This window comes from Kaistia granuli DSM 23481 (genome assembly GCF_000380505.1).
In the GTDB taxonomy this organism is placed as follows: domain Bacteria; phylum Pseudomonadota; class Alphaproteobacteria; order Rhizobiales; family Kaistiaceae; genus Kaistia; species Kaistia granuli.
The window spans coordinates 219,663-237,395 of record NZ_AQYH01000007.1 but is presented as its reverse complement, the minus strand read 5'-3'; the positions used below and the strand labels follow the sequence as shown (position 1 = coordinate 237,395).

The window sequence follows — 17,733 nt, the reverse complement described above, 5'->3', positions numbered from 1 at the left end:
CGGACGGACCCTCACAGGCATCCACCCCGGGGTCCGCCGAAACGAAGTAACAAGAGCCAGCCCCTGCAACCGGGGCTCGCTTCACCGGAGAGGCCGCTTTCGTGAGCCAAATTGCCTTCCTCGGCGCGGTTGAACTCGGCCTCGTCTTTGCCTTCGTGGCGATCGGCGTCTATCTCGCCTTTCGCATCCTCGACTTTCCCGATCTGACCGTTGACGGCTCCTTCCCGCTCGGCGCCGCCGTCGCGGCCGTGCTGATCATCGCCGGCTGGAATCCTTGGCTCGCGACCGCCATCGCCATGGCGGCCGGCGCGCTCGCCGGCCTCGTGACCGCGACACTGAACGTCAAGTTCCGCATCCTGAACCTGCTCGCCTCGATCCTGACCATGATCGCGCTTTTCTCGGTCAATCTGCGCGTGATGGGCAAGCCGAACGTCGCCCTGATCAACCAGGACACGATGCTCTCGCCCTTCTACGGGCTCGGCCTGCCGGAATTCTATGTCCGGCCGCTGTTCGTCGCCGTTCTTGTCCTGATCGCCCTGCTGCTGGTCTGGCGCTTCCTGGCGAGCGATCTCGGCCTCGCCATGCGGGCGACCGGCGCCAACCCGCGCATGGCGCGCGCCCAAGGCGTCAAGACCAGCCTGCACATCTATCTCGGCATGGCACTGTCCAATGCGCTGGTGGCGCTCGGCGGCTCGCTGTTCGCCCAGACCAACGGCTTCGCCGACGTGACCTCCGGTGTCGGCACCATCGTCGTCGGCCTCGCGGCGGTGATCATTGGCGAGACGCTGTTCCATTCGCGCCTGATCATCTGGGCGCTGATCGGCTGCGTCGTCGGCTCCGTGCTCTACCGCATCGCCATCCAGCTGGCGCTTTCAAGCGACATCCTGGGGCTCAAGGCCTCGGACCTCAATCTCGTCACCGCGGTCCTCGTTGCCTGCGCCCTCATCCTGCCCCGCTTGCGCCGCGGGAGGGCCACGGCATGATCGAGCTTTCCAACCTCTCCGTCATCTTCGGACGCGGCACGCCGCTGGAGAAGCAGGCACTCTCCGGCCTGGATCTGAAGATCGAGACGGGCTCGTTCGTCACCGTCATCGGCTCGAACGGCGCCGGCAAGTCGACCATGCTCGGCGTGCTCGCCGGCGACGTCATCCCGACCTCGGGCCGTGTCGCCATCGGCGGCCGCGACGTGACGCGGATCACCACGGCCGAACGGGCGAAATATGTCGCCCGCGTGTTCCAGGACCCGCTGACGGGCAGCTGCGGCGCGCTGACGATCCAGGAAAACCTGGCGCTCGCCGCCGCGCGCGGCAGCCGTCGCGGCTTCGGCCTCGCCATCGGCAACAGCCGGCGCGACGAATTCCGTTCGCGCGTCGCCGAGCTGAAGCTCGGCCTCGAGAACCGCATGAACGACCGTATGGACCTGCTCTCGGGCGGCCAGCGTCAGGCGCTGTCGCTGGTGATGGCGACGCTCGCCCGCAGCGAGGTGCTGCTGCTCGACGAGCACACGGCAGCCCTCGATCCCGGCATGGCCGAGTTCGTCATGGAGCTGACCCAGTCGCTGGTCGAGAAGCACAAGCTGACGACGATGATGGTGACGCATTCGATGCGACAGGCGCTCGACTACGGCACCCGTACCGTCATGCTGCATGGTGGCAAGGTGATCCTCGACGTCGTCGGCGAAAGCCGCAAGAACCTGACGATCGAGGATCTGATCGAGATGTTCCGCAAGGCGCGCGGCGGCGAAACCCTCGACGACGACGCCCTGCTGGTGAGCTGAGGCCTCACTCCCCCTCAGGGAAGTGATCGCATAGCGCCGAAAGAGCCGCGCATCATTGTTGACCTGCCGGACCCGCCTGAGGCGAGCCCGGTCGCCGTCACTTGAGCTAGGCCGGCACCGCCGCAAACGTCTCTGGCTTGACCGGACCGCCGGTCTCGATCGACTTGTAGGCGGCCTCGACAAGGGCAAACGTGTTCAGATTGTCGTGGCCCGAGGTAGCCGGAGCGCTGCCGGCATCGAGGCTGTCGAGCCAGTGGCGCTGGGTCGAGACGACGCTGTCCTGGATCAGCAGCCACGGCTCGCCGCCCCAGGACAGCGGCTTTGGCGCAGCGATTTCAGTGAAATTGCCTTCCGGCGAGGTGACGACCAGCCGGCAATCAGCCTCGACCCGGATCGAGCCCTTCGTTCCCTCGAAATGGATCAGCGTCTGCGGGAACAGGTCCGGCTCCTGGCGGCTGGCATAGCTGCCTTCGGAGACGCTGACCGCGCCATTGGCATGGCGCATCATCACCGTCGCCTGGTCCTCGCCCTTGATGCCGGACTTAATCGCCTGGCCCAGGCAATAGACGCTCTCCGCCTCGCCCATGAAGACGCGCGCAACATCGAGGACATGCACGCCGATATCGAGCAGCACGAAGCGCTCGACCTCGGCCAGATAGGGCTGGCCCTTGTAGATGTCGTAGCCGGTGCGGAACGAGAAGCGGCCCCAGGTCGGCTCGCCGAGCACGCCCGACCGCGCGATCTCGGCGGCGCGCAGCAGCGGCGCCTGGAAGCGGAAGTTCTCATGCACCATCAGCGGACGCCCGGCGCGGTCCATCGCCGCCACCAGCGCGCAGCAATCTTCCCAATCCGGCGCCAGTGGCTTCTGCACGATGGCGGCGACGCCATGCGCGGCGCAGGCCTCGACCAGCTTGCGGTGCGACGGTGCCGTGGTGACGATGTCAACGAAATCCGGCTTCTCGGTCGCCAGCATGCGCTCGAAATCGTCGTAGAAGGCGGGGATCGCGAAATCCGCGGCGGCGGCCGCCGCCTTTTCGCGATCGACGTCGCAGACCGCGACAATCTTGGCGCGATCGCCGAGTTCCCGCCAGGCGTTCAAATGGTTGCGCGCGAAGAACCCGCACCCGACCAGGGCGCCCCTCCGTACCGTCATCATCTCTCTCCCTCGATGGCTTCTTCACCCGGCATGAAACTCCGGGCCGCGCGCCTCGCGAAAAAGCGGGCGCGCGACTTCCTAGGCCGACGATCGAGCAATTGCCGGGGCCGGCTGTCAAGCACAACCGGCACGCGGCACCACCGGAAAATGCGCGATCGGCCGGCCGTCGCTAGAGACCGAACGTCACGAGCCCCTGCCCGTCGATGGCCCAGGCGGGGTTCCAGGCGATTTCCCAGAGATGATCGTCGGGATCGGCGACATAGCCGCGAAAGCCGCCATGCGGCGGCGCATCGCCCCGACGCAGGATGGTGCCGCCCGCATCGGCCAACCGATCCAGCAGCGGCTGAACCTCGGCCTGCGACGGCACGTTGTGCGCCAAGGTGAAAGCGCCCGGACGAAGCAGGCCGGGACGCTGGCTGTCGGTCTCCATCGCCGCTTGCAGCCAGGTGCCGAGGACGAAGCCGTTCATCTGGTAGAAGGCGATCTCGTCATTCTCGAAGACCGGCCGCCAGCCGAAGCCGTCGCCATAGAACGCCTTCGATCGCCGGAGATCCTGAATGCCGAGGGTAATGACGGAAATCTGCGGTTGCATGCCCAAATCCTTTCGTTCGTCCCGGCACCCTGCCGGAACGCTGAAGGTCTTGGGACTCGGCGCCGGAGCGCCGGACAGGACCCGTTGCCGGGGGCCGGGCCAACCGCACCGACCTTTCCTTTTTCGACGCGGCGAGCCTAGCGCGCCGGCTGCCGCCGCTCAACATGGGCGAGCGGCGGAGCGGACCATGCCATCGACCTAGTCGCGGAACAGATCGAGGGTGAACTGCTTCGACAGGCCGAGGCCGACCGTGAACTGGTTCGCGTCGCCGACGGAAGAGACGATCGGCGAATCCTTGGCATCGCCGACGAAGCGCTCGTAGCCGGCATTGGCATTCAGGAACCAGGTCGGCTTGAACTCGTAGCGCGCCGACGCCTTGAGGCCGACGGAATAGAGACCGCCATTGGCATCATAGGCGTCGAGACGACCGCCGCTGGCGACGCTCTCGTCCGGCGAAACCGAGAAATAGGTGCCGACATAGTCGCTCGAAGCGAGATTGGCGCGCGGCCCCAGACGGAGTTCCAGCATCGGCATCGGTCGCGCGATGACATCGGCGCCGACCGTTCCGACCACGCCGCTCGCCTCGCCAAAGGCGCCGCGCACCTCGCCGATGACTTCCGCGCCATAGATCGGATCGAAATTGAACTCGTAGGCGGCCTTGATGCCCGCCTCATAGGTGGCGTCGAGCTTGCGCGTGCCGGCAAGGCCCGGCTCGTCGGCGGGATCGCGTTCGCCGATCACACGGAAGGACGGTCCGATCGTGAAAGCCGTCTTCGGGCCGCCGCCGAGCTCGAACAGGCCCGGCAGGCGAAGATAGGACATCGAGATGATCGGATAGGGCGCGAAGAGCAGATCGCGGGCGCCGGGATAGCGAGGCTGCACCTGGCCGCCGACACCGAGCTCGATGACGAGATCGGCGCCGTCGGTACGCTTTGGCGTATCGGCCGCGCTGGCGGGGGAAACGGCATGAGCCATAAGCACGGAGCCAGCAATCGCGCTGGCGGCTAGAAGTCGGATCAAGGCGGGGCTACTCCAGAACTCGCAATCGACACGCCGCGCGAGGAAGGGACCTACTTCCCCGTGCGCTTGGTTAACCAGATATCGCGATCGTTGCTGAAGATTGCGTTACGATAAGGCAGCCGATGCTGCTCTTCGGGACCGCCAACCTCCACAGACCGATGGAGCCTACCCTTCCCTGTCAACTTGGGGAAGCGAGAACTGGGGCACCGCCGACTTGGCGCAACCCCGGTTCTCCGCGGAAGTTCGGGTTCCGAACCTCAGCTTTGACCGAGGACCACGCGCAGGCTGTCCGTCGTCGCGGTCGTCGGCTTGTATTCGAGGCCGACCATGCCGCGATAGCCGTTGGCCTCAAGCCAGCGGACCCGCGCCTGCCAGTCGAGCGTTCCGGTGCCCGGCTCGTGCCGGCCCGGCGCATCGGCGAGATGGGCATGGGCGATACGGTCGACCCGGCCGGCAAGCACCTCGGCGATATCCTCGCCCATCACGGCCGAGTGGTAGATATCGTAGAGAATCTTGATTTCCGGCCGTCCGACCTCGTCGATGATGTCGAGGCCTTCCGTAGTGGAGGGCAGGAAATAGCCGACATGGTCGACCAGCGTGTTGAGCGGCTCGACGGCGAGCACGACGCCCGTGCCGGCGAGGATATCGGCCGCCTTCGTCAGGGCGTCGACCAGCGCCTTGCGCTGCTCGACGCGGCTGTGGCCGGGCAGATCCGCGCCGGCCTGGACGATCAGCACCGTGGCACCGAGACGCTTGGCGACGGCGATCGAACCCGGCAGACCGGCAAGGAACGCCTCGTGCTGGGCTGGATCGGTCAGCGGCACCATCGGCTCGGCGCAGAAGCCCGCGACCGGCAGGCCGGTCTCCTTCAGGGCCGCCTCGACGGCGTCGATGTCCTTGTTGCCGTAGAGCCAGAATTCCACGGCCGAGAGCCCCGCCTGCTTGGCCAGGCGGATACGGTCGGCAAAATTCGGCGCTTCGGCGGCGAAGAGCCATTCGAGACAGGCGGAATAGCGCATGGAAGAGCAGTCCTCGGAGGTCAGTGGCGATAATCGATCAGGACCTGCATGACATCGGGAGATCCCTGGTCAAGCAAGCCATAGCCGCGCCCTGCCTCGGCGAGCGGAACGCGGTGCGAGATGAAGCCCTTGAGATCGGGCGCCAGCTCCGACATGAACTCGCGCGCGATAGCGCCTCGGCGCTGCGTCGACCAGAGCGGCCCGAGAAACGGATTCACATTGCCAACCTGGGACGAGATGATCCGCGGCCGGTTGTGATGGAATTCGCCGGACAGGCTGAGGCTCTCGAACGTGCCGCCATACCAGGACATGGCGACGACCGTGCCATTGTAGCCTGCCGTCCGGATCGCCTCGTTCAAAGCCGGCGCCGCGCCCGAAACCTCGATCACGACGTCCGCGCCGCGTCCGTCGGTCAGCTGGCGAACGGTTTCCGCCACCCGATCTGCACCGGGAACGAGCACATGGTCGGCGCCGCCCTGGCGGGCGAGGTCGCGCCGCAGCTCGAGGCCGTCGACCCCGATCACAGTCCGCGCGCCATTGCGCTTCAAAAGCCGCACGACGATCTGGCCGATCACGCCCAGGCCGCTGACCACGACATCGGCGCCGAGCGGGATATTGGCGTCGAGTACGCCATTATAGGCGGTGTTCAGATTGGCGAAGAAGATGCCGATCTCGGCATCGTCGAGATCGCCGAGCGCCACCACGGCCCGGGCCGGAACGACGGCGTGGCTGCCATGCGGCGCATAGGCGAAGACGAGATCGCCGATCTTCACCGTCGTCACCGCGGCGCCGATCTCGGCGACGCGGCCGACCATGGCGTAGCCATAGCGGGCCGGCCAGGTCCAGTCGGAGCCGCCGTCGAGAAACAGGCGTGTCGCCGGATCCATATGCTGCCGCCACTGCGGCGCCAATCCACGAAAGACGTTGAGTTCCGTGCCGGCGCTGATGCCGGAGACGATCGCCTCGATGACGATATCCTCGGGCCCGGCCTGCTTGAGCGGCTCCTCCTCGATCGCGAGGTCGCGCGGACCGGTGAAATAGAGGGAGCGGGTCATGACGCCCATGGCGCTATCCTTTCACGCCGCCGGCCAGGAGGCCGCCGACCAATTGTCTACGGAAAATCAGGAAGAGCAGGATGGCGGGCAGCGCGATGATGGTGCCGCCGGCCATCACCTGGCCCCAGGAGAACGAGTAGGGATCGAACAGGCCCTGCAGGGCGAGCGGCAGCGTCTTCACGTCCGATTTCGAGATCAGCGCGAGCGCCATCAGATACTCACCCCAGGAAAGCACGAAGGCGAAGGTGCCGACGGCGATGATCGCCGGACGGATCAGCGGCAGCACGATGCGGACCATCGCGCTGATCCGGCCGCAACCGTCGATCTGCGCCGCTTCCTCCAGTTCCTTGGGAATGGCGTCGATATAGCCCTTGAGCATCCAGACGGCGATCGGCATGCCGAGCGCCAGATGGGTGAAGATCAGCGCGGTCAGCGTGTTGGTCAGCCCGATCTGGCGAATGATCACCACCAGCGGCACCAGCACGGCGAGGCTCGGCAGCATCTGCGTCCCGAGGATCAGCAGCGCGAAGAAGTTCCGGCCGTGGAAGGTGAAGCGGCTGAGCGCGTAGGCGGCCGGCAGCGCCAGCGCCGTGGTGAAAATGGCGACGACAACGCCGACGATCAGGCTGTTCTTCAGCGCGATCAGGAACGGCCGCTTGGCGAGGATCGCCTCGTAGTGTTCGAAGGTGAATCGGGTCGGGATCAGGCCCGCTCCGGTGATGTCGGTTTCCGGCCGGACCGAGGCGACGAACACCCACAGGATCGGCAGCAGGAACAGGAGCAGCACGACGAGCGTCAGGAGATCGAGCGAGATCTCGCGGGTCGGATTGTAGCGGCGCATCAGACTTTCCTCCGGGCCCGCAGGACGACGAGCGAGGCGAGGAACAGCAGCACCAGCATGACGATGCTGATCGCGGCGGCATAGGCGGGGCGCAGGTCGAGGAACACGGCCTTGTACATGGCGATGCCGACGATCGTGGTCGCATCCTGCGGGCCGCCCTTGGTCATGATCCAGGGCAGATCGAAGGAGTAGAAGGCGAGGATGCCGAGCACGAGGCCGACCGTGACGATGGTGTTCCAGATTTCCGGCAGCGTGACATGCAGGAAGCGGGAGACCGGCCCGGCGCCGTCGACCTCGGCCGCCTCGTACAGCTCCTCCGGGATCGACTTCAGCGCAGCGAGCAGGGCGATGACGAGGAAAGGCGTGCCCTTCCAACCGGAGATGAAGATGATCGTCGTGAAGGCCAGAACGGGATCGTTCAGGACCGAGCTGTCGCCGGCAATACCGATCGCGTTCAGGAAGCCGTGGATCGGACCGACATCGCTGTCGAGCAGGAAACGCCAGCCGAAGCCCAGCACGATGAAGGGCGTCACCCATGGCAGCAGGATGAGGGCCGATGCCGAGCGAGCGATCGCGCTCTCGCGGTTGAGCAGGAGCGCGATCGGCAGAGCGAGCAGGAGCTCGACGAAGACGGTGCCGACCATCCAGATCCAGGTCCGCCCGAAGGCGGCCCAGAGAGCGCCGTCCTGCAGCAGCTGGCGGTAGTTGACCAGCCCGCCCCAGACGGGGGTGGGCCGGCGCAGCATGTACCAGTCCTGCAGCGACAGCCAGAAGGCATAGGCCAGCGGGACGATGGCGATCGCGAAGGCGACGAATACGGCCGGCCCGATCATGCCGTAAGGGAGGAACCGATCGGGCACGAGCTTGCGCCGCAGGGGAGCCGGCGCCCGGGCCGGCCGCAACGTGTCTTGGGATGCCATCGTCATGGTACTGGACGCGACTTAGCGCGCGAGCACTTCGTTGATCGTCGTGCAGAGCTGCGCGGTCGCCGCATCCGTCGTCTGCTGGCCGAGCGCCACGGCCTGGACGGCCTTCTGGATGGTGTCGACCTCGAGCTGGCCCATCTGCGGGATGGCTTCGCTCGGATACTGGTAGGCCCTGGCGTCCTGCAGCTGCTCGACGAAGAGCGGATAGGGGAACTCGGTCCAGGGCGCGCCCTTGGCAAGCGAGATGCTACCGGGGATGAAGCCGCCAGCCGTGCCGAGGTTCTTCAACGCCTCGCCATGGGTTGCGAACATGATCCACTTGGCGGCCGCCTCCTTGTTCTCGGAAGCATCCCAAAGCACCAGCGGCCAGCCGCCCAGGAAGCCGGAGCGGTTCTTCGGCCCGGCCGGAACTTTGGCGATCGCGACCTCGTCGAGGAAGGAAGCCTTGTCGTTCTGCAGATCCTTGTAGAGACCTGCATCCGACAGGATCATTGCGAACTTGCCATCGCGGAATCCCTTGCGGAACGTGTCGCCGCTCATGCTCGGCGCGTCCGGATGGGTCGCCTTGTTCTTGTAGACGCTGACATAGGTGTCGAGCGCCGCCTTGAACTCGGGCGTCTCGAAGCCGCACTTGCCGTCTTCGCCGATCATCCGCGCGCCATAGCCGAGATAGGCGCTCATGAAGTTCTGGACGGTGAAATAGTCGAGGCTCATCGAGAGCGCCGCGCCGTAGACGCCGTCCTTGGTCAGCTTGCTCGCATCGGCCGCGAAGGCCTCCCAGGTCTCCGGCGGCTTCTCCGCATCGAGGCCAGCCGCCTTGAACAGGTCCTTGCGATAGTAGAGCGCGCGCGTCTCGACACTGATCGGCGAGGCCCACCATTTGCCGGCGAGATTGTAATAGCCCTTGTCGCCGGGCCAGACATCGGCGGCGACGTCGGTGCCGTGCTCCTTGTCATAGGCGGCGAAATAATCGTCGAGAGGCGCCAGGGCACCGGCCGACTGGAACTGCGCGACGACATTGTTGCCGAGCATCGAGACGTCAGGCAGGCCGCCGGCCGAGAGGGCGCTGACGAGGCGCTGCTGCTGCTCGGACCACGGCACGATTTCCATGCTGATCTTGATGTCGGGATTGGCCTGCTCGAAAGCGGCGATCGCCCCGTTCCACGCGGCGATGTCGGCATCGCGCGTCGAGAACTGCCAGAACGTCACGGTCGTCTCGGCGAGCGCCGGACCGGTGAGGAAACCGGCCACGATCGTGGTGGCCGCACATAGAGCCTTGATGCGCATGAGTACCCTCCCAAGCTATTCGGACGCCGCGGATGGGCGGCTGTTTGGCTTCCGATGCCCGTCTTGCGCGGGCTTGAGCGGATGACGAAAACCCTTCGTATCTGCCACATGTCATCGATGACATGTTGACCTAATCGATACCATCGCCCCGAAAGAGGGTCAATCCGTTCTCGGGTATCAGTTTGTGTGCGTTGCGATAGCGGTCGACCGGCGCAGCACCAGGCGGCTCGGCAGAGGCGCGACTTCCGGGCAGGTTCCGCCCTCTATCGCCGCGAGTGCAGTGCGAAATCCGGCCCGGCCCAGTTCTTCCATCGGCTGGGCGACGGTGGTCAGTTGCGGGGTCAGATTGACGGCCAGCGTATCGTCGAAGCCGACGACCGAGATATCGTTCGGCACGCGCAGCCCCCGCTCGTAGATCGCCTGCAGGGCGCCCGCCGCGAGGATGTCGCAGGTCGCGAAGATCGCCGTCGGCCGGTTCGGGAGGTCGAGCAGCGCCATGGTATGGCGATAACCCTCAATGCCGCTGCCGCCCTCGGCGATGCTGTAGTAGAGGCCGAGCCGCTGATAGTCCGGATCGGCGGCGATGCCGGCGGCGGCAAGACCTTCGTGATACGCCCCGAGCCGCTCCTGCTCGACCGAGGGATAGGGGCTTTCGCCGCGATGGATCAGCTTGTGGTCGCCGCCGACAAAGGCAATCCGCCGGTGGCCGAGCTCGACCAGGTGCCGCATCGCCTGCAGCGCGCCGACGCGGTTGTCGACCCGGATCGACGGCACGCCCACGGCGCGAATGCGCTCGAGCTGCAGAGCGGGGATGCCCGCCTCCGTCAGGAGCGCGATGTTCTCGCCGGCGATCGCATTGGTGAAGAGGACGGCGTCGACCCGGCGCTCGATGAACCGCTCGATGCCGCGACGCTCGCGATCGGCCTCGCCATTGTGATTGAACAGGAAGGTCTTGTAGCCGTGCTCGAGCGCCTCTTCCTCGGCCCAGTGCGCGACATTGACGAAGAACGGATTGACCGTGATCGCGGTCAGCATGTGACCGATGGTGAAGCTGCGCTGCTGGCGCAGGCCCCGCGCCACCGCATTGGGCCGATAGCCGGTCGCCTTGATCGCCGCCTCGACGCGGTCCTTGGTCTCGTTGGAGACATAGCCGTTGGATTTGAGCACGCGCGCCACGGTCGCCGTCGAGACGCCGGCGCGCTGTGCGACTTCCATCAACGTTGTCGACTTCATCAATGCGATCCAGATCGGCCCGGCTAAGCCCGGCTATTGGCACAGTGGAATAGCAGAATTGACGGCGGGTGAACGCCCCTTTCGGACCGAGCCGGCGGTACCGGACCAGGTGCGGAACCCCGCCAAGGCACCCGCCGTAGCGTCACACAGGCCTGCCACCGTTCGATTCCGGCCCTGGAAAGCAGCCATCCCACCGATTTCAAGTATCGCCAATAGTTGCAGGCCAGCGAAACTAATAGAATTGTCAGCCTTCATAGCATTGGCTAAGATCCCCCTCGCGGGATGAATCCCTAGGAGGTGCGGAATGTTCGGCACGTTCAGTGGCGCCAGCATGCGGAAGATGAGTCTAGTCTTCCTGGCGGCGACCTCCCTAATCGCAATCGCGACGACCGGGCAGGCGCAGGAACAGCCTGCTGCCCAGACACAACCTCCTGCGAACGCGACGCCGCCACCGGCGGACGCAGCGGCGACGACGGCCACCGAGGCCGCGCCCGCCGATGTCTTCACGCAGGAGGAATTGCGCAAGCTGCTGGCGCCGTTCGCGCTGTATCCGGACAGTCTGCTGGCGCAGCTTCTGCCCGCCTGCGCCTATCCGGTCGATATCGTCCAGGCCTCGCGCTGGATTGAAAAGAACAAGTCGGCCGTCGCCAAGGGTGACTTCTCCGGCGCCGACACCCAGAACTGGGATCCCACGGTGAAGGCGCTGGTGCGCTTTCCCGACATCATCAACAAGCTGAACCAGGATCTGGACACGACGACCGACCTCGGCGACGCCTTCGTCAACCAGCCGGACGATGTGGCGACGGTGATCCAGGATCTGCGCCGCGAGGCACAGAAGGCCGGATCGCTCAAGACCACCAAACAGCAGAAAGTGACCGTCCAGGACCAGGGCGGCACCGACTATGTGGTGATCGAGCCGGCGGAACCGGGGGTCATCTACGTGCCGACCTATGATCCCGAGACGGTCTACTACGACAATGGCGGCGCGGTCGCGGCCGGCATCATCGGGTTTGGAGCCGGCATCGCCGTGGGCATCGCCATCGACAATGCCTGGGACTGGGGCCGCGGCTGGGTCTATCCGCCGCGCTGGCCCGGCTATCCGGGATATCGCCCCGGCGGCGGCAACATCAATATCGGCAACGACATCAACATTGGCGGCGGGGACCGCATCGACATCGGCGGCGGCACGCGGCCCTGGCGGCCGGATGGCGACCGCTATCGTCCGGGCCAGGGCAGCAAGCCCGGCCTGGCCAATCGTCCGAACGCCCCGGGCGCCGGCAACCGACCCGGCGCGGGCAACCGGCCGAACGCCGGCAACAGACCCGATGCAGGCAATCGCCCCAATATCGCGAACCGGCCCGATGGCGGCAACCGCCCGAGCGCGGGCAACCGGCCGGCCAGTGCCAAGCCGGCGACCCGGCCGGCCGGCAAGCCTTCCAAGGGCGGCGCCTCCTCCAAGAAGCAGGCCAAGAACACCGCCTTCAGCGGCGCCAAGATGGGCGGCTCGTCCAAGGCGGTCTCCAATCGCGGTTCGTCCAGCCGGCAATCGGTCGCCAGGCCTTCCGGCGGCCGGCAGCAGATCAACCGCGGCGGCGGCGGCCGGCCCCAGATGCACCGCGGCGGCGGCGGCGGGCGGCAGATGCATCGCGGCGGTGGTGGTGGCGGACGTGGCGGCGGGCGGCGCTAGGGAGAATGATCATGCACAAGCACACGGCATCCGCGCTTGGCGTTCTTCTTGCAAGCGCCTTCGGCCTGCTCAGCCAACCTGCCGGCGCCCAGGAGGTCTTCCCCTCCCCCGAGGCCGCCTCCACCGCGCTCGTCGACGCGGCGAAGGCGCCCAAGGAGGGCATGCTCGACAAGATCTTCGGACCCGGCGGCAAGGACCTGATCGCCTCCGGCGATCCTGACGTCGACAAGGAGCGGATCGAGGATTTTCTCGATCTCGCCAGCAAGGGCAGCAACATCGTCGACGGCAAGGAAGGCGAGAAGATCCTGACCTTCGGCCCGGATCAATGGCAGTTCCCGATCCCGCTCAAGGCGAGCGGCACGGGCTGGGCCTTCGACATCAAGCTCGGCAAGCAGCAGATCACCGATCTGACGATCGGCCAGAATGAACTCGTCGCGATCGCCGCCTGCGACGACTATGTCGACGCCCAGAACGAATATTTCGAGACAATGCATGACGACGAGCCCGTGCAACAATTCGCGCGCAAGCTCGTCAGTACGCCCGGCCAGCATGACGGCCTCTATTGGGAACCCGAGACGCCAGACGACCGCAGCCCGCTCGGCGACCGGGTGGTGGCGGCGGCGGTGCGGACCAGCGCCGATCCGACGGTGCCAGGCTCCTATCACGGTTATCACTACCGCATCCTGACCCGTCAGGGGCCCGCCGCACCCGGCGGCGCCTACGACTATCTTGTCAACGGACGGATGCTCGCCGGCTATGCCCTGATCGCCTATCCGGAGAAATGGGGCGAGACCGGCATCATGACGTTCCTCTGCGACCAGCGGGGCAATGTCTATGAACGCAACTACGGCCCCTCAACCGACACGGTGGCGCCGACGATCCGGGTCTTCAATCCTGGACCGGCCTGGGACGACGTCCCGCAATAGCGGACGCCCGTGCAATTTCGCCTCCTTGCGCCCGACGGAGCGGGGAGGCTATTTTTCTTCGCGTGCGCCCGCTCGACCCGTCTCCCCCGCGCCGAAGGCCTAGTTTGGCCCCCGGGGCCAACCGTGCCAAACAGGAGGCGAATATGGAAATCCGCCGTGCCGGCTCGCAGCCTTCGGGCAAGGGGCCAACCGAGTGGTTTACCGGAACGGTCCGCATCGACCCGCTGTTTCCGGTCAACGCGCCGGCAAGGGCCGCCGCCAACGCCGTGACCTTCGAGCCGGGCGCGCGCACCAACTGGCACACCCATCCGCTCGGGCAGAGCCTGATCGTCACGGCCGGAGCCGGCCGCGTGCAGCGCTGGGGCGCTCCGATCGAAGAAATCCGGCCGGGCGACGTGGTCTGGTTCGAACCTGGCGAGAAGCACTGGCACGGCGCCGCCGCCGGCACGGCCATGACCCATATCGCCATCCAGGAAGCCCTCGACGGCAAGAGCGTCGACTGGTTGGAACCCGTCAGTAGCGAGCAATACGGCGCGTAGGACGGGCAGGAGCGTGCCGCGCTGCCGATATGCGGGCGCAGAAGAGCGGTCACGTCATCAACGTGTCGTCGGTTGCCGGCCAAGAGGTCGGGCCGAACGGCGTCGTCTACGCCGCCACCTCGCGATCAGCCAGCCCGAGGATGTCGACATCAACGAGATCCTCTATCGCCCGACGCGACAGGAGCTCTAGCCGGCTCCGGAGGCGGCCGGCGGCCGCCCCTCCCGGTCACAATCACGCCTCGGCCGGCTCGAGAATCTCGCCAAGCAGGCTGAGCGTATTGCGCAATGACGTATCGAGGTGCTCGCGCATGGCTTCCATGGCGCGCTGTTCGTCTTTTGCCGCGAGCGCGGTCAGGATCGCCTGATGCTGGGCGATCGTCGTCTCGCCGAGGCCCGGCCTCGGCAGAGCGAGATATCGCCCGCGATCCATCTGCGCCTTGGAGATGTCGACCGCTCGCCAGAGCATCGAGAACCGATTGATCTCGGCGATCGAGCGGTGGAAGTGATCATCGAGGCGAATGGCATCCGTATAGCGCTTGCGGCCGATCGCGGTCTGGTGTTGGCCGATGATGTCCTCGAGCTGCTCGAGATGGAACTTGGTGATCTTCGTCGCCGCGCGGCGCACGCTCTCGACCTCGAGCGCGTTGCGGATCACATAGGCCTCTTCGAGCGCATCCCGGGAGATCTTGGCGACGAAGGTTCCCGTCTGCGCATAGACGTTGATCAGCCCCTCGTCGCTCAGCCGCTTGACCGCCTCGCGCACCGGCGTGCGCGAAACGCCGAGCTGCTCGGCGATCTCGACCTCGTTGACCGATTGCCCAGGCCGCAATTGCCCGATGATGATCAACGTGCGGACGACCTGGTAGATCTGGTCGCGCAGCGGCGATTTGCGATCGAGGTTGACGAGCTGCAACTGCAGCAATGCCGCTTCGGCCACCCGTTCAAACCCTCCCAAAAGAATTGCCCGAGCCGCCTCGCCTGAGTCGGTTCCACCCGGTCAGGATGGCGTTGCGGACGCCCGCGACCGCGTCGTTCCGTGCCACTGTTATATTAGTATCGTGCATCGCCGCAAGCCGAGCTGCCTCCCTGCATGTGGAACAGCGATCCGCGCCATTCCGCCAAAACTCCGATAAACCGTTCGTTATCAATAATATGACCAATAAAACCCTACCGCAACAGTCATAAAATAAATCCGTCTCTGCCGGCCCAACTTAGCGTTGAAGGCCGCTTGACACGTTACACTAATATAACAGACAGTGCCGTTGCGTTCCGGTCGACCGAGGAAACGGTCGGAGCGCATGGGGGAGGCGTTTTCGCAACGCGGTGCAACCGGAACGGAGTCCTGCTGGACTGCCGGCGGAGAAGTGCGCCCGCATGCGACCCTGCAGCTTCCCCCGCATGCAGAAAGGACCTTTGCCGCGCAGAAGGCGGGTCCGATAGGGAGGAAGACCAAGTGGCGGATCCAAACAACTTTCCGAAGCTGCACAACGCGGCATGGCCGGGCGTCGTCGGCAAGGGCGGCGAAGGTGGCGAGCCCATCATTGCGCTCGACACCCTGTTGGATCTGACCGCCAAGGCCGAGGTCGACGGGCAGAAGTTCGACGGCATCGACCTCTGGCTCGCCGATCCGCACCTGTCGATCGACAGCGACAAGGACCAGGTCAAGCGCATGGTCGACCACATTGCGAGCTACGGCCTCAAGGTCGGCTCGTTCGTGGCGCCGATCTGGGCCGGCGCCGGCGGCGGCTCGGCCATGGGCTCGGCCGACGAGCGCAAGCGCTTCGTCTCGCAGGTGCGCAAGGCAGCGGCGATCGGCGAGCAGATGCGCGCGCTTGGCATTCGTCCGACCGGCGGCATCCGCATCGATTCCTCGACCGGCGTCGGCGACTGGGACAAGGACCCGGCCGGCAACACCAAGATCATCGCCGAGACCTTCCGCGAGGCCGGCAAGGCGGCTCAGGACCATGGCGAGTTCCTCGTCGCTGAGGGCGAGATCTGCTGGGGCGGCATGCAGTCCTGGCGCGAGAATGTCCGCCTGCTCGAAGAGGTCGGCATGCCCGGCGTCGTCGGCTACCAGGCCGACATGGCGCATTCGATGCTGTTCACGCTCGGCTACAACGCCGAGAAGGATCGCCTGCTGCCCGAAGGCTATGACTGGCAGGACCGCTCCGTCCTCGACGCGGCCTACAAGAAGGTCGCCGACGCGCTCCGCCCCTGGACCTACGACTTCCACGTCGCCCAGAACGACGGCACCGTCTTCGGTTCCGGCGACCACGAGAAGACCGGCCGCCATGTTCAGGTCAACGACCCGAACGGCAAGCTCGATGTCACCAAGCATGCCGGCTACTGGCTGCGCGACGACAGCGGCAACCCCACCCGCAAGATGCGCCACATCGCCTGGGACGGCTGCATGTTCCCGAATTCGGTGATGACGGCGCAGCAGACCTGGAATGACGTTCTGGGCGCGATGATCAAGGTGCGCGACGCCCATGGCTGGCGCGAATAACGGTTCCGGAGATCCTTCGAAAATGACCAAGAAAAAGCTGAACATCGGTCTGGTCGGCGCCGGCTTCATGGGCCGCACCCATTCCAACGCCTTCCGCCAGGTCGGCCAGTTCTTCAACAGCGAGTACGAGCCCGTCCTGAAGGCGATCGCCACGCGCAACGCCAAGGGCGCTGCCGATTTCGCCGCGAACTGGGGCTATGAGAGCTCGGAGAGCGACTGGCGCAAGCTGATCGAGCGGAAAGATATCGACCTGATCGATATCGCCAGCCCGAACGACACCCATGCCGAGATCGCCATCGCGGCGGCCCAGGCCGGCAAGATGGTGATGTGCGAGAAGCCGCTCGGCCGCAACGCCGCCGAGGCCGAGAAGATGGTCGCGGCCGTCGAGGCGGCCGGCGTCGCCAACATGGTCTGGTACAATTATCGTCGCGTGCCGGCGGTGACTCTCGCCAAGCAGATGATCGATGAGGGCCGGCTCGGCCGCATCTTCCACTATCGCGCCAAGTTCCTGCAGGACTGGACGATCTCGGCCGACGTGCCGCAGGGCGGCATGGGCACCTGGCGCCTCGACGCCAGCGTCGCCGGCAGCGGCGTCACCGGCGACTTGCTGGCGCATTGCATCGATACCGCCCTCTGGCTGAACGGCGGCATCGACAGCGTCACGGCGGCCACCGAGACCTTCGTCAAGCAGCGCTCGCACGCCGTCAGCGGCAAGGTCGAAGAGGTCAAGATCGACGACGCCAGCGCGTTCCTGGCCCGTTTCGAGAACGGCTCGCTGGCAACCTTCGAGGCGACGCGTTACGCCCGCGGCCACAAGGCGCTCTACACGCTCGAGATCAACGGCGAGAAGGGTTCCATCGCCTGGGATCTGCACGATCTGCACCGGCTCTCCTTCTTCGACTACAGCGACGAAGGGCAGCTGCGCGGCTGGCGCTCGATCCACATCACCGATGGCGACCATCCCTATATGAGCCAGTGGTGGGTGCCGGGCCTGCAGATCGGCTACGAGCACTCCTTCATCCATCAGGCCGCCGATTTCCTGGCGGGTCTCGCCTCCGGTCAGCCGGCGGCGCCGACCTTCCGCGAAGCGCTCAAGACCGACTATGTCACCGACGCCGTCCTGGCATCGGCGAAGTCCGGTCGCTGGGAATCGGTCCAGGGCTGAGCGG

At 65.9% G+C, this 17,733-nt stretch carries 17 protein-coding genes; 7 read left to right on the top strand and 10 right to left on the bottom strand.

Annotated features, from left to right (window positions below):
• Nucleotides 1-101 precede the first annotated feature (101 nt).
• Both G342_RS0111020 and G342_RS0111015 read left to right on the top strand, forming a co-directional pair.
• Nucleotides 102-983, top strand: a complete 882-nt coding sequence (locus G342_RS0111020) for an ABC transporter permease (protein WP_018183197.1) — start codon at nt 102-104, stop codon at nt 981-983.
• Nucleotides 980-1,777 carry an ABC transporter ATP-binding protein gene (locus tag G342_RS0111015; RefSeq protein ID WP_018183196.1) on the top strand — a complete coding sequence of 266 codons (798 nt, stop codon included), beginning with the start codon at nt 980-982 and terminating at the stop codon, nt 1,775-1,777. Before G342_RS0111020 ends, G342_RS0111015 begins: the two co-directional genes overlap by 4 nt.
• A gap of 106 nt (nt 1,778-1,883) precedes the next feature.
• Here the strand turns inward: G342_RS0111015 and G342_RS0111010 are convergent, their stop codons facing one another.
• From G342_RS0111010 to G342_RS23895, 9 genes are all read right to left on the bottom strand, one after another.
• On the bottom strand, nt 1,884-2,933 hold the full coding sequence (locus G342_RS0111010; protein ID WP_018183195.1) for a Gfo/Idh/MocA family protein: 1,050 nt from the start codon (nt 2,931-2,933) through the stop codon (nt 1,884-1,886).
• 169 nt (nt 2,934-3,102) lie between these two features.
• Nucleotides 3,103-3,525: a VOC family protein gene (locus G342_RS0111005; RefSeq protein ID WP_018183194.1), complete on the bottom strand. Its 423-nt coding sequence runs from the start codon at nt 3,523-3,525 to the stop codon at nt 3,103-3,105.
• Between the two features lie 198 nt (nt 3,526-3,723).
• Nucleotides 3,724-4,500 carry a MipA/OmpV family protein gene (locus tag G342_RS0111000; protein WP_018183193.1) on the bottom strand — a complete coding sequence of 259 codons (777 nt, stop codon included), beginning with the start codon at nt 4,498-4,500 and terminating at the stop codon, nt 3,724-3,726.
• Nucleotides 4,501-4,802: 302 nt separating this feature from the next.
• Nucleotides 4,803-5,564, bottom strand: coding sequence for a hydroxypyruvate isomerase family protein (locus G342_RS0110995; RefSeq protein WP_018183192.1), 762 nt, complete (start codon nt 5,562-5,564; stop codon nt 4,803-4,805).
• 20 nt (nt 5,565-5,584) lie between these two features.
• Nucleotides 5,585-6,628: a zinc-dependent alcohol dehydrogenase gene (locus tag G342_RS0110990; RefSeq protein WP_018183191.1), complete on the bottom strand. Its 1,044-nt coding sequence runs from the start codon at nt 6,626-6,628 to the stop codon at nt 5,585-5,587.
• A gap of 4 nt (nt 6,629-6,632) precedes the next feature.
• Nucleotides 6,633-7,460 carry a carbohydrate ABC transporter permease gene (locus G342_RS0110985; RefSeq protein ID WP_018183190.1) on the bottom strand — a complete coding sequence of 276 codons (828 nt, stop codon included), beginning with the start codon at nt 7,458-7,460 and terminating at the stop codon, nt 6,633-6,635.
• Nucleotides 7,460-8,386, bottom strand: coding sequence for a carbohydrate ABC transporter permease (locus G342_RS0110980; RefSeq protein WP_083931202.1), 927 nt, complete (start codon nt 8,384-8,386; stop codon nt 7,460-7,462). The genes G342_RS0110985 and G342_RS0110980 overlap by 1 nt, the downstream gene beginning before the upstream one ends.
• A gap of 15 nt (nt 8,387-8,401) precedes the next feature.
• Nucleotides 8,402-9,673: an ABC transporter substrate-binding protein gene (locus G342_RS0110975; protein ID WP_018183188.1), complete on the bottom strand. Its 1,272-nt coding sequence runs from the start codon at nt 9,671-9,673 to the stop codon at nt 8,402-8,404.
• 177 nt (nt 9,674-9,850) lie between these two features.
• Nucleotides 9,851-10,906, bottom strand: coding sequence for a LacI family DNA-binding transcriptional regulator (locus G342_RS23895; RefSeq protein ID WP_018183187.1), 1,056 nt, complete (start codon nt 10,904-10,906; stop codon nt 9,851-9,853).
• A gap of 304 nt (nt 10,907-11,210) precedes the next feature.
• On the opposite strand from G342_RS23895, the gene G342_RS0110965 reads away from it, so the two are divergent.
• The 3 genes from G342_RS0110965 to G342_RS0110955 all read left to right on the top strand — a co-directional run bounded on the left by G342_RS0110965 (nt 11,211) and on the right by G342_RS0110955 (nt 14,058).
• Nucleotides 11,211-12,593: a DUF3300 domain-containing protein gene (locus G342_RS0110965; protein ID WP_018183186.1), complete on the top strand. Its 1,383-nt coding sequence runs from the start codon at nt 11,211-11,213 to the stop codon at nt 12,591-12,593.
• An 11-nt stretch (nt 12,594-12,604) separates the two neighbouring features.
• Nucleotides 12,605-13,519, top strand: a complete 915-nt coding sequence (locus G342_RS0110960; protein ID WP_040878751.1) for a DUF2950 domain-containing protein — start codon at nt 12,605-12,607, stop codon at nt 13,517-13,519.
• A 143-nt stretch (nt 13,520-13,662) separates the two neighbouring features.
• Nucleotides 13,663-14,058, top strand: coding sequence for a (R)-mandelonitrile lyase (locus tag G342_RS0110955; protein ID WP_018183184.1), 396 nt, complete (start codon nt 13,663-13,665; stop codon nt 14,056-14,058).
• 232 nt (nt 14,059-14,290) lie between these two features.
• On the opposite strand, the gene G342_RS0110950 is transcribed toward G342_RS0110955, so the two are convergent.
• The gene (locus G342_RS0110950) at nt 14,291-14,977 is read right to left on the bottom strand and encodes a GntR family transcriptional regulator (protein ID WP_040878749.1); all 687 of its coding nucleotides are present in this window, start codon (nt 14,975-14,977) and stop codon (nt 14,291-14,293) included.
• Between the two features lie 534 nt (nt 14,978-15,511).
• Between G342_RS0110950 and G342_RS0110945 the strand changes: the two genes are divergently transcribed.
• Nucleotides 15,512-16,564: a sugar phosphate isomerase/epimerase family protein gene (locus G342_RS0110945; protein WP_018183182.1), complete on the top strand. Its 1,053-nt coding sequence runs from the start codon at nt 15,512-15,514 to the stop codon at nt 16,562-16,564.
• 22 nt (nt 16,565-16,586) lie between these two features.
• Nucleotides 16,587-17,729 carry a Gfo/Idh/MocA family protein gene (locus G342_RS0110940; RefSeq protein WP_018183181.1) on the top strand — a complete coding sequence of 381 codons (1,143 nt, stop codon included), beginning with the start codon at nt 16,587-16,589 and terminating at the stop codon, nt 17,727-17,729.
• Nucleotides 17,730-17,733 lie beyond the last annotated feature (4 nt).